At 71.1% G+C, this 12,145-nt stretch carries 11 protein-coding genes; 6 read left to right on the forward strand and 5 right to left on the reverse strand.

Annotated elements, in window-relative coordinates:
- Positions 1-12: 12 nt before the first annotated feature.
- The 3 genes from AC3WXD_RS24120 to AC3WXD_RS24130 all read right to left on the reverse strand — a co-directional run bounded on the left by AC3WXD_RS24120 (position 13) and on the right by AC3WXD_RS24130 (position 1,765).
- Positions 13-615, reverse strand: a complete 603-nt coding sequence (locus tag AC3WXD_RS24120) for a FapB/FapC family functional amyloid domain-containing protein (protein WP_492324860.1) — start codon at positions 613-615, stop codon at positions 13-15.
- Positions 612-1,160 carry a FapA family amyloid fibril periplasmic chaperone gene (locus tag AC3WXD_RS24125; RefSeq protein ID WP_492324861.1) on the reverse strand — a complete coding sequence of 183 codons (549 nt, stop codon included), beginning with the start codon at positions 1,158-1,160 and terminating at the stop codon, positions 612-614. The genes AC3WXD_RS24120 and AC3WXD_RS24125 overlap by 4 nt, the downstream gene beginning before the upstream one ends.
- 455 nt (positions 1,161-1,615) lie before the next feature.
- Positions 1,616-1,765, reverse strand: coding sequence for a hypothetical protein (locus AC3WXD_RS24130; protein WP_020204781.1), 150 nt, complete (start codon positions 1,763-1,765; stop codon positions 1,616-1,618).
- Positions 1,766-1,959: 194 nt separating this feature from the next.
- On the opposite strand from AC3WXD_RS24130, the gene AC3WXD_RS24135 reads away from it, so the two are divergent.
- The 4 genes from AC3WXD_RS24135 (at position 1,960) to AC3WXD_RS24150 (ending at position 6,466) form a co-directional block, all read left to right on the forward strand.
- Positions 1,960-2,124, forward strand: a complete 165-nt coding sequence (locus AC3WXD_RS24135) for a DUF1328 domain-containing protein (protein ID WP_020204782.1) — start codon at positions 1,960-1,962, stop codon at positions 2,122-2,124.
- 28 nt (positions 2,125-2,152) lie between these two features.
- Positions 2,153-3,166, forward strand: coding sequence for a YihY/virulence factor BrkB family protein (locus AC3WXD_RS24140; protein WP_020204783.1), 1,014 nt, complete (start codon positions 2,153-2,155; stop codon positions 3,164-3,166).
- A gap of 134 nt (positions 3,167-3,300) precedes the next feature.
- Positions 3,301-4,875: a peptide chain release factor 3 gene (locus tag AC3WXD_RS24145; protein WP_059411989.1), complete on the forward strand. Its 1,575-nt coding sequence runs from the start codon at positions 3,301-3,303 to the stop codon at positions 4,873-4,875.
- Positions 4,876-5,212: 337 nt separating this feature from the next.
- Positions 5,213-6,466 carry an MFS transporter gene (locus AC3WXD_RS24150; RefSeq protein ID WP_059411988.1) on the forward strand — a complete coding sequence of 418 codons (1,254 nt, stop codon included), beginning with the start codon at positions 5,213-5,215 and terminating at the stop codon, positions 6,464-6,466.
- A 230-nt stretch (positions 6,467-6,696) separates the two neighbouring features.
- On the opposite strand, the gene AC3WXD_RS24155 is transcribed toward AC3WXD_RS24150, so the two are convergent.
- Entirely contained in the window at positions 6,697-6,993 is a 297-nt protein-coding gene (locus AC3WXD_RS24155; protein WP_454733975.1) for a hypothetical protein, read from the reverse strand.
- Between AC3WXD_RS24155 and AC3WXD_RS24160 the strand changes: the two genes are divergently transcribed.
- Positions 6,992-7,861 (forward strand): mechanosensitive ion channel family protein, encoded by an 870-nt coding sequence (locus AC3WXD_RS24160; RefSeq protein WP_492324862.1) that lies wholly within the window; start codon positions 6,992-6,994, stop codon positions 7,859-7,861. The two genes, AC3WXD_RS24155 and AC3WXD_RS24160, sit on opposite strands and share 2 nt — an antisense overlap.
- Before the next feature lie 46 nt (positions 7,862-7,907).
- Here the strand turns inward: AC3WXD_RS24160 and edd are convergent, their stop codons facing one another.
- A complete protein-coding gene (gene edd / locus AC3WXD_RS24165) occupies positions 7,908-9,734 on the reverse strand; it encodes a phosphogluconate dehydratase (protein WP_020204787.1) in 1,827 nt (608 codons plus the stop codon).
- A gap of 636 nt (positions 9,735-10,370) precedes the next feature.
- Between edd and fusA the strand changes: the two genes are divergently transcribed.
- The coding region (gene fusA, locus AC3WXD_RS24170; protein ID WP_492324863.1) for an elongation factor G at positions 10,371-12,145 on the forward strand (1,775 nt) is incomplete at its 3' end.

Here is a 12,145-nt window from a genome sequence, read left to right on the forward strand (position 1 = left end):
CTCCTTCCCTTGCTAGAAAAAAGTGCCCGCCGGGGGACGGAGCACAAAAACGTTGGACGAGACGTTCCCCGATCCCGCCGTCTGGTTCAGCTGCACCAGGCCGCTGGCGTTGCGGTAGGCATCCGGCTGGATGACTGCCTCGCGCGGTCCCGGTGCGCGGCCCGCTGAACCCGGGCGGCTCCCGCCTGCCGATGCGGCGGCCAGCAGGCCGTCCGAGATCGCCTCGATCCTCACCGCGGCGGACGGCGCCAGCACCGCCGCGTTGCTCTGCAGGTTGCCGTTGCCGCTGGCCACGTTGGCCGCGATCAGCCCGCTGGCGCCGGCAAACGCGCCGCCGCCGATCTGGCTGGCGGCGCCGGCCGCGGGCGCGGTGGCGCCGGCACGTTGCATCGATTGCACCGCGGCGGCGGCTGTGGAGATCGCGGCCTGGTTGCTCTGCGCGTTGCCGCTGCCCGCGGCCACGTTGACGGCGGCGCGCCCGGCCACGCCGGCCAGCGCGCCCGGACCGATGCCGGCGTTGTCCGCGCTCGCCACCTGCGCGCCCGCCACCTGCGCGTGCGCCGGCATGCCGCCCAGCGCGAGCACGGCGCAGGCGATGGCGCGCGCCGGTGTCATGGCCGCAGTCCCGTGGCCAGCGGCGCGAGCCCGCGCAGCAAGGCGCCGCTCGCGCTGCCGGTGGCCTGCGTTACCTGCCCGGCAATGCCGCCCGCGACGCCGGCGGTGGTGACGCCCGCGGCCAGCCCTTCGGCCTGGGCCGGCAGGCCGGCGCGGCGCGCAGGCACCGCCTGGCCGGCAGCGGGCGCGGCGCCGCCCGCGGCGCTGCGGCCCACCGCGGCGGCGAGGTCGCTGTCGGTCAGGTCGCTCGCCACGGCGGCGGCGGATTGCTGGAAGCGCTGGGACGGAAACGGCTCGACAGCGGCGGCTATCGGCATGTCCCCCTGCGGAATGCCGCGATAGGCAATACGCGGCTCGACGCTGCGCAGAACGACGATGTCGCCTGTGCCGGCAATCGCGCAGAGGGGAGCAAGGGCGGCGACAAAAGCTGCAACACCGACGGCGCGGGCCGCGCCAGCCGATGCGATCGCCTTCGTGCCGTCATACGCGCAGGCGGCTGACGCATGGCAGAACTCACTCCCGCGTTGTAGGACTCGTCGCGTCATTTTTTTATGTCTCCCTGCCGGGCACAGAGCGACAAGCATGCCAATCCGCGCGAAGCCAGCACCGGGGCCGGTTTGCGGGCGGCGCGGGAGCACGCGGGGAGGTTCCCCCCGAACGGGGGGACGCTTTGGTTGCGGTACTGAAACACGCCGCCGGCCGCGCCGGCGGCGGCTTTCGGCGGCCGATCGCCTGCGCGGCTTGCCGTGTCCGGCAGGGAGTCCGCCCGCGCGGGGCCGCGCTGGCGGCCCGGCGTTGGTTGCAGGGCTGTAACAGGCGCGCCGGCGGCCGGCGCGCACGGTGGCCGACCGTTTCATTCACGCAGAAACGGGTACGCCGGACGCTTGCGGAGGGTGCGTGAAGTGGCGCGGGCGCGGGGATGGCGCGCGGGGCAACGGCGATGTCCGCGCCGCCATCGCGCCCCGCGCATGCCGTGTCGCGGCGTGGATGCGCGGCGCGCCTAGCGTGCCGGCGCGGCGCTGGCCTGCTCGGCCATGCCGCCGGAGATCGGCTTCGGGCCCGGCTGGCTGCGCTCGCAGCCGGTGGCGGCAAGCACGCCGAGCGCCAGGAAGACGGCAATGCCGAGGCAGTGCGCGGTGGTCCGGTTCATGGTGCCTCCTTCTGACTGGGTTCGGGAAAGACGGCCGGAAGGACGGCGCCCGGCATGGCCGCCGCCCGCCTGCCTTCCGGTTCCAGTCTAGCCGCTGGCGCGCTGCGCGCGCGCTTGGGCAAAGCGCGCGGGCGGCTGTATCATGGACTTTCGGCCACATGCAAAAACGGGAGAAGCCTTGCCGGAGTCTCATCATGTTGCGCTATGCCGTGCTTTTCTTCGTGGTCGCCGTGATTGCCGCGCTGTTCGGCTTCGGCGGCCTTTCCGCCGGGGCGGCCCAGGTAGCCAAGCTGCTCTTCATCGTCTTCCTTGTGCTGTTCGCGGTGTCGCTCGTCTGGGGCCTGCGCAAGGAGCGCTAACCATGCCGGCGTAGCCCGTGCCGTCCTCATGGCCACCTCCCCGCCGGACCCGCGCGTGAATCCCGCCGATGCGCCCCGCCGCCCCCTGGACGCCGATGCGCCCCGGCCGCGCCCGGGCCGCTGGCTGCCCGACCGCCACACCGCCGCGCGCACCGCCAGCGTGGTGGGGGCCTCGGTTCGCGCCTGGGTGGCCCACCGCGCCGCCAGCAAGGGCGCGGCGCTGTCGTTCTACATGCTGTTCTCGCTCGCGCCGATCCTGGTGCTGGTGATCTCCATCGCCGGCATCTTCTTCGGCGCCGAGGCCGCGCGCGGCGAGATCTTCGCCCAGATCGACGGCCTGGTCGGCGCGCAGGGCGCGGCCGCCATCCAGGAGATCCTGGCCGCCACCCACCGCGCCGGCGGCGGCGGGCTGGCCGCCGCCATCGCCACCGGCATCCTGTTCGTCGGCGCCACCAGCGCCTTCGCCGAGCTCAAGGGCAGCCTGGACGAGATCTGGGCCGCGCCGGCGCCGCAGGGCGCGGGCTGGCAGCAATTGCTGCGCGCGCGGCTGCTGTCGTTCAGCCTGGTGCTGGTGCTGGCCTTCATGCTACTGGTGTCGCTGATCGTCAACGCCGCGCTGGCCGTGGTGGACCGCTTCTGGGGCCAGATGTGGACGCAGTCCTGGTTCGCGCCGGTGGCCGACGTGCTCTCCACCGCGTTTTCGTTCGGCGTGGTCACGCTGCTGTTCGCGGTGATCTTCAAGATGCTGCCCAATGCGCGCATCGCGTGGCGCGACGTCATCATGGGCGCCGTCATCACCGCGCTGCTGTTCGCCGCCGGCAAGCGGCTGATCGGCCTGTACCTCGGCAACAGCGCGGTGGCGTCTTCCTACGGCGCGGCCGGCTCGGTCGTCGCGCTGATGCTGTGGGTGTATTACTCGGCGCAAATCTTCTTCTTCGGGGCCGAGCTGACGCGCCAGTACGCGCTGCAATTCGGCAGCCTGCGCGGCCAGGGCGCGGGCGCGCAGGCCGCGCCGCGCGCCGCCGCGCCCGCGAACCGGTAAAATACCGCCCGATTCCCTTCGTGCATGCCCGCAGTGCCCGGCGCCCCGACCTCGAGCTGATGGTCCCGCCGGCCCCTGGCGCCGGCCCGCTGCGCCCCGGGCCTTTCCATCTTCCGTTTGCAGAATCCACCGCCGTGAGCTCGCTCGTATCCGAAATTGCGCGTCGTCGCACCTTTGCCATCATTTCGCACCCTGACGCGGGTAAGACGACCCTGACCGAAAAACTGCTGTGGTTCGGCGGCGCCATCCAGGTCGCCGGCGAAGTGCGCGCGCGCAAGGCCGACCGCCACGCCACCTCCGACTGGATGGAGCTGGAAAAGCAGCGCGGCATCTCGGTGACTTCGTCGGTGATGCAGTTCCCGTACCGCGAGAACATCGTCAACCTGCTCGACACCCCGGGCCACGAGGACTTCTCCGAGGACACCTACCGCACGCTGACCGCGGTGGACTCCGCGGTGATGGTGATCGACTCGGTCAACGGCGTGGAAGCGCAGACCATCAAGCTGCTCAACGTCTGCCGCCTGCGCGACACGCCCATCCTCACCTTCATCAACAAGCTCGACCGCGAAGGCCGCTCGCCGATCGAGCTGCTCGACGAAATCGAAGACGTGCTGCAGATGCAGTGCGCGCCGATGACGTGGCCGATCGGCATGGGCAAGTCCTTCCGCGGCGTGTACCACCTGATCGACGACCGCGTGCAACTGTTCGACCCGCACGGCGAGAAGGGCACCTCCGCGATGGTCGACGGGCTCGACAACCCCGAGCTCGACCGCATGCTGGGCAGCCAGGCCGAGGAGCTGCGCATCGAGATCGAACTGGTGCGCGGCGCCTCGCATGCGTTCGACAAGGACGCGTTCCTCGCCGGCAAGCAGACCCCGGTCTACTTCGGCTCGGCCATCAACAACTTCGGCGTGCAGTCGCTGCTCGACGCGCTGTGCGAGCTCGCCCCGCCGCCGCAGGCGCGCAACACCGAGACCCGCGTGGTGGAGCCGGACGAGCCCAGGTTCACCGGCTTCGTGTTCAAGATCCAGGCCAACATGGACCCGCGCCACCGCGACCGCATCGCCTTCGTGCGCGTGTGCTCGGGCCGCTTCGAGCGCGGCATGAAGCTGCTGCACGTGTCCACCGGCAAGACGGTCGCCATCAACAACGCCATCACCTTCATGGCGCAGGACCGCAACACCACCGAGGAAGCGTATTCGGGCGACATCATCGGCGTGCCCAACCACGGCACCATCCGCCTGGGCGACGTGTTCACCGAGGGCGAGCCGCTCAAGTTCACCGGCATCCCCTCGTTCGCGCCCGAGTTCTTCCGCCGCGCGCGCCTGAACAACCCGCTCAAGGTCAAGCAGCTGCAGAAGGGCCTGCAGCAGCTGGCCGAGGAAGGCGCCACGCAGATGTTCCGCCCGATCGCCTCCAACGACCTCGTGCTGGGCGCCGTGGGCATCCTGCAGTTCGACGTGGTGGCGCACCGGCTCGAGCATGAATACGGCGTCGACGCGATCTTCGAATCGCACGAATGCGCCACCGCGCGCTGGCTCAAGGGCGACCCGGCCGAGATCGAGAAGCTGATCGAGAAGGCCGGCCACAACGTCGCGCTCGACGGCGCCGGCGACCACGTCTACCTCGCGCCGAGCATGGTCAACCTGCGCCTGACGCAGGAGCGCTTCCCGAAGGTGGAGTTCCGCGAGACGCGCGAGATCGTCTGACGTTCGGCGCGCGCAGGCTGCCGCGGTGTCGCGGCTTGCGCTGGCGGAAGCGGGTCTGGGGCGGTCCGGTCGCCGCAGCAGGGCACGTCGCAGGTGCCGATACCGTCACTGCGGCGCTATTGTGTCAGATTCGATACATAGAACTTGCCGCATGCGGCTGCATGCGGCGGCCCGCTCGGATAGAATCCAAAGCTTGCGGAATCAAGCATCAGGCCAGACAGGAGGCCCGCTCCCAGGCTCGTTCCAGGGAAAAGGGCAGCTTCAGGCGCTTTCTTACGTTCCGCCGCGTGGGGCCTTGCTGCGTGCCCCGCCGACTTTCCCGTCCTTGCCGCCATCCATGTCGACCCCTGCCACCGTTCCGGCCGCCGAGCCGGATTCCGTTTTTCGCGACCCTTCGTTCCGGCTGTTCTGGTTTGCCCGCCTGTGCACCACGATCGGCTACCAGATCTTCACGGTGGCGGTGGGCTGGCAGATCTACGACCTCACCCGCGATCCCTTCATGCTCGGCATGGTGGGGCTGGTGCAGTTCCTGCCCTCGGTGGTCCTGCTGCTGATGTCCGGCCACGTGGCCGACCGCTTCGACCGGCGCGTGATCGTGCGCTCGTGCCAGACGCTGGAAGCGCTGATCGCGGTCTCGATGGCGGTGGCCAGCCTCAAGGGCTGGATCACGCGCGAGCACATCTTCGTCTTCGTGGCCCTGATCGGCGCCACCCGCGCCTTCGAGACGCCCACGCTGCAGGCGCTGCTGCCCAGCGTGGTCACGGCGCGCCAGTTGCCGCGCGCGGTGGCCATGTCGAGCTCGGCCGTGCAGACCGCCATCATCATCGGCCCGGCCCTGGGCGGCTTCGCCTACGTGGCCGGCCCCGGCGTGGTCTACGCCATCAGCGCCACGCTGTTCGCCATCGCCGCCTGCCTGGTGAGCGCGCTCAAGCTGCGCCAGCTCGTGCAGCGCAACAACACGCCGGTCAGCGTTGCCACGCTGTTCGCGGGCATCGCCTACATCCGCAGCCGGCCGGTGCTGCTCGGCGCCATCTCGCTGGACCTGTTCGCCGTGCTGCTGGGGGGCGCCACCGCGCTGCTGCCGATCTACGCGCGCGACATCCTGCACACCGGCCCGTGGGGCCTCGGCCTGCTGCGCTCGTCGCCGGCCATCGGCGCGCTGACCACGGCGCTGTGGCTGGCGCACCATCCGATGAACCGGCGCGTGGGCCGCATCATGTTCGGCGCGGTGGCGGTGTTCGGCGTCGCCACGATGGTGTTCGGCGTCTCGCGCTGGCTGCCGCTGTCGATGGTGGCGCTGGTCATGCTCGGCGCGTCCGACATGATCAGCGTGGTGGTGCGTTCCACGCTGGTCCAGCTCGACACGCCCGACGACATGCGCGGGCGCGTGGGCGCGGTCAACTCGGTCTTCATCGGCGCATCCAACCAGCTGGGCGAGTTCGAGTCGGGCGTCACGGCGGCGCTGCTCGGGCCGGTCGGCGCGGTGCTGCTGGGCGGCCTGGGCACGCTGGTGGTGGTGGCGGTATGGATGCGCCTGTTCCCCTCACTCGCCGAGCGCGACCGCCTGCACGACCATCCCGTGGCCGCCTGAGCCGGCCGCCGCGGGCTCCCGGCACGGCGCCGCGCGCCGTGCCGCGCATCCCTTTCGAATCCCCTCCGAATCCCTTCCAGACGCGAAAGCGTACCCGTTTCTGCGTGCCGCCGGTCCCATGCGGCGGCGCTGCCGCGAATGCCCGCGGGCATCCGGCCCGCACGCCATCGGCCTGACCTCCGGCGAAATTTTTCGACGCGGCGCCAGCCCTTGCGCGACAAGGGCTGGCGCTAGCTGGCGCTATTTCGCGCGCGCCTCGCGCGGCCGCGCGCGGGAACCTCACTGCCGCGCTTCTGTCCTGAATACATCCGCAATATCGAGCCATTGCCGGTGATCGTCCGACATCCGGTCGGGCTATCGCGGGCAGGTCCCGGTGCCGCGCCGCGCGAAACCGGCGCGCCGTGGCGCCGGGTTTGCGCGCTGTCGGGGTACGCAGAAACGGGTACGCCCGGCGCGTTCCCATCGCGCTTCGCCTTGTCCCGATCTTTGTCCTTGTCCTTGTTTTCTCCGCCGGAGCCGATCGCCATGAACCTCAACTTCATCGACCCGCAGAAGCTGGAAGCTGCCGGCACCTACCTCGCGCAGCTCGCCGTGCAGCAGGGCCTGAACTGCATCGCCGCCATCGTCATCCTGATCCTGGGCTGGTGGATCTCCGGGCGCGCCCGCGCGGCCATCCTGCACGCCTTCGACCGGCCGAGCGTGGACGCCACGCTGCGCCCGATGCTGGCCAGCGTCACGCAATGGATCGTGCGCGTGCTGACCGTGGTGCTGGTGCTGTCGCAGTTCGGCGTGCAGACCGCGAGCATCGTCGCCATGCTCGGCGCGGCCGGCCTGGCCATCGGGCTGGCGCTGCAGGGCACGCTGCAGAACATCGCCGCCGGCATCATGCTGGTGCTGCTGCGGCCGTTCCGCGTGGGCCAGTACATCGACGCGCAGGGCGTGGCCGGCACCGTGCGCGAGACCGGCCTGTTCATGACCGAGCTGACCACCTTCGACGGCGTCTGCCTGCGCGTGCCCAACGGCAAGATCTGGGGCAGCGCCATCACCAACTACAGCGAGAACCCCACGCGCCGGCTCGACATCGAAGTCACCGTCACCTTCGGCGCCGACATCCAGGCCGCGCTCGACGCGCTGCGCGCCATGCTCGCGGCGGACAAGCGCGTGCTGCCCGAACCCGCGGCCGAAGTCATGGTGGTCAACTATGCCGCGCAGGGCGTCACGCTCAACGTGCGCTGCTGGACCGCTGCCGGCGACTACTGGAACGTGCGCTTCGCCTTCTACCAGCGCATCAAGCCGGCGCTCGAAGCGGCCGGCTGCCCGCTCGCCGTGCCGGTGCAGGAAGTGCGCGTGCCGGACGGCGCCCGGCCCGAGCCCGCGGCCCAGCGCCTGAGCTGACGCAGGCTCCGCCACACGGCAACGCGGCGCGCCACGCCCGCCGCCGTCAGCCCTCGTCGGCAAACAGCGCGCACGCGCCTTCTTCCGCCGAGCCGACGTGCTTGCGGAAGCCGCCGAACAGGTCGCGCCCCACGCCGTGCCGGTTGGCCGACAGGTCCGGCGGCGTGATGTCGCGCGCGTCCCATTCGGCCTGCGGCACCATCACCGCCAGCACGCCCGCGTGCGCGTCCACGCGCATCGGGTCGCCGTCGCGCACGCGCGCGATGCCGCCGCCGTTCAGCGCCTCGGGGCAGACGTGGATGGCCGCCGGCACCTTGCCCGAGGCGCCCGACATGCGGCCGTCCGTCACCAGCGCCACGCGAAAGCCGCGCCCCTGCAGCACGGTCAGCGTGGGCGTGAGCTTGTGCAGCTCGGGCATGCCGCAGGCGGCCGGCCCCTGCCACGGCAGCACCGCGACGAAATCGCGCTCCAGCTCGCCGCGCTTGAACGCATCGATCAGCGCGTCCTGCGTGTGGAACACCAGCGCCGGCGCCTCCACCACGTGGTGCTCGGGCTTGACCGCGGAGATCTTGAGCACGGCGCGGCCGATATTGCCGTCGAGCAGCTTGATGCCGCCTTCGGGCGCGAACGGCCGCGCGGCGGCGCGCACGATGCTGTCGTCCAGCGGCGCGGCGGGCCCGTCGATCCACACCAGTCTGCCGTCGCGCAGGACCGGCTCGCGCGTGTAGTCGGCCAGCCCCTTGCCCGCCACCGTGGTCACGTCGTCGTGCAGCAGGCCCAGCGACAGCAGCCCGCGGATCACCACCGGCAGGCCGCCGGCGGCCTGGAACTGGTTCACGTCGGCGCTGCCGTTCGGGTACACGCGCGCCAGCAGCGGCACCACTTCCGAGAGCTCGGCGAAATCGTCCCAGCCCAGCACGATGCCCGCCACGCGCGCCATCGCCACCAGGTGCAGCGTGTGGTTGGTGGAGCCGCCGGTGGCCAGCAGCCCCACGATGCCGTTGACGAAGGCGCGCTCGTCGAGCACGTCGGCCACCGGCGTGTAGCGCTCGCCGCCGTGCACGAGGCGCAGCGCCTGGCGCGCGGCTTCGCGCGTGAGCGCCTCGCGCAGCGGCGTGCCGGGATTGACGAAGGCGGTGCCGGGCAGATGCAGGCCCATCATCTCCATCAGCATCTGGTTGGAGTTCGCGGTGCCGTAGAAGGTGCAGGTGCCGGGGCCGTGATACGACTTGCTCTCGGCCTCGAGCAGCTCCGCGCGGCCGATCTTGCCCTCGGCGTATTGCTGGCGGATGCGCGCCTTTTCCTCGTTGCCGATGCCGGTGGTCATGGGCCCGGCCGGCACGAACACCGCGGGCAGGTGCCCGAACGACAGCGCGCCCATCACCAGCCCCGGCACGATCTTGTCGCACACGCCCAGGTACAGCGCGCCGTCGAACATTTGGTGCGACAGCGCCACCGCCGCCGACAGCGCGATCACGTCGCGCGAGAACAGCGACAGGTCCATGCCGTCCTGCCCCTGCGTCACGCCATCGCACATGGCCGGCGTGCCGCCGGCGAACTGCGCGGTGCCGCCCGCTTCGAGCGCGGCCTCCTTGAGCCATTGCGGATATGCCGCCAGCGGCTGGTGCGCGGACAGCATGTCGTTGTAGGACGAGACGATGGCGAGGTTGGGCCGCTCCTGCGCCTTGAGCCGGATCCTGGCCTGCTCGGGCATGGCCGCCACGCCGTGCGCGAGGTTGGTACAGGACAGGTGCGCGCGTTCCACCTTCTGTCCGGCCAGCGCGCGCGTGCGCGCCAGGTAGGCCTGGCGGGTGGCGGCGCTGCGCGCGACGATGCGGGCGGTGACCCGTTCCAGGACGGGATGGCTTGGCATGGGGATCTCCTGCGGGGTGTCCTCGGCTTCCAGCCTAGTGCACTTTGCCGGGCGCTGCACGCATGCCACGCGCCCTGCACGTTTCATGCAACGGTGCTAGACTGCGCGCCAATCTCTGGAGTCCGGACAACATGAAACAAGCAGCCCGACGCACCGCCGCGCCCTTCGCAGGGTTTGCCGCGTTTGCCGCGGCACCGCACGGTGATCGCGTGCTGCTGGCCATTCACGTCTAGTCTTCCGAGCCTCGCGCCCGGAAGGCTGGCAGGCCGCTCCGGGGAACGCGAAGCATGCACAAACCCCGGACGGCCCCGCAGGCCCGCCGGGGTTTTGTTTTTGCACTTCGCCACCATCTCACACGCCATGCGTACCTACGACAAGCTGATCGCCACGATTCAAACCGGCCAAGGGAACGGGAGCTTGCGCTCGTCCCTTGGCGTGGTAACGGCATCGGCTGTCGCCGCCATCGATGTCACTGCGTGCCGCATGCGGCATGCCGGCGCCGCCCCGCAAGCGATTCCATAGCCCCCTGGCTGCCATCCGCAGTCCCGGGGCATCGCACAGACCGCCCGCCGGGGACACCGACAACACCCTGGCCGGCACGCACCCGCCAGGGTGTTTTCGCAAAGGCAGCCCATCATGGAACGCAAGGCACTCAACAACAACGACAACGACAACGGCGTCGTCAGGAACATCGGCATCATCGCCCACGTGGACGCGGGCAAGACCACCACCTCCGAACGCATCCTGTTCTACACCGGCGCCAGCCACCGGCTCGGCGAAGTGCACGACGGCGCCGCCGCCCTGGACTTCGACCCGCAGGAGCAGGCGCGCGGCATCACCATCAACAGCGCCGCCACCACCGTGGCCTGGCGCGGCCACCGCATCAACCTGATCGACACGCCCGGCCACATCGATTTCAACATCGAGGTGAACCGCTCGCTGCGCGTGCTCGACGGCGCCGTGGTGGTGTTCGACGGCGTGGCCGGCGTGGAGCCGCAGACCGAGACCAACTGGCGCCTGGCCGACCGCTACCGCGTGCCGCGCATCGCCTTCGTCAACAAGCTTGACCGCACCGGCGCGGATTTCCTGCGCGTGGTGGGCATGATCGAGCAGCGCCTGGGCGCGGTGCCGCTGGTGCTGCAACTGCCGATCGGTAGCGAAGCCGCTTTCGCCGGCGTGGTCGATCTCGTCGCCATGCGGGCGCTGCTGTGGCCGGACGGCGCCGGCAGGCAGGCCTACGCCACGCAGCCCGTGCCGCACGCGATGGCGGAGCAGGCCGCGGCCTGGCGCCAGCGCCTGCTGGAGACGCTGGCCGAGCACGACGACGCCATGCTGGAAGGCTACCTCGCTGGCCGCGAGCCGGATGCGGCGGCGCTGCGCGCGGCCATCCGCCGCGTGACCGTGGCCGGCGCCGCGGTGCCGGTGCTGGCCGGCTCCGCGTTCAAGAACAAGGGCGTGGAGCCGCTGCTCGACGCCGTCACCGGCTACCTGCCGGCGCCGGCCGACGTGGCGCGCCCCGAACTGGACGCGGACCCGGCCCAGCCGCTGGCGGCGCTCGCCTTCAAGGTCGTGCACGACGCGCACGGCACGCTTACGTTCGTGCGCATCTACCGCGGCCGCGTGGCCGCCGGCGACACCGTGCTCAACGCCGGCAGCGGCAAGCGCGAGCGCGTGGCGCGCCTGTACGAGATGCATGCCGACAGCAAGCAGGAGCGCGGCGCGGCCGTGGCCGGCGACATCGTGGCCATCGCCGGCCTCAAGGCCACCGTGACCGGCGACACGCTGACCGATCCGGCGCATCCCGTGGTGCTGGAAAGCATCGACGCGCCCGAGCCCGTGATCGACGTCGCCATCGAGCCGCGCACCCACGCCGACCAGGCCGGCCTGTCGCGCGGCCTGCAGGCGCTGGTGCAGGAAGACCCCAGCCTGCGCCTGCGGCAGGACCCGGAAAGCGGGCAGACGCTGCTGTCCGGCATGGGCGAGCTGCAGCTCGAAGTCACGCTGGAAAAGCTGCGCGCGCGCTTCAACGTGGAGGTGACGGTAGGCCGGCCGCAGGTGGCTTATCGCGAAACGCTGACGCGCGCGGCCGAAGCGCGCTACCTGCACCGCAAGCAAAGCGGCGGCCCCGGCCAGTACGCCGAGGTGCTGCTGCGCGTGGAGCCGCTGCCGCGCGGCGAGGGCATCCGCTTCGAGAGCCGCATCGCCGGCGGCGCGGTGCCGCGCGAGTACGTGCCCGCGGTGGAAGCCGGCATCCGCCGCGCCGCCGCGCAGGGCGTGGTGGCCGGCCATCCGCTGGTGGACTTCAGGGCGGTGCTGCTCGACGGCAGCCATCACGAGCGCGACTCCTCGGCGCTGGCCTTCGAGACCGCGGCGGCGGGGGCCACGCGCGAAAAGGGACAAGACCACCCGCC

This window comes from Cupriavidus sp. FW216-B1 (assembly GCF_058789195.1).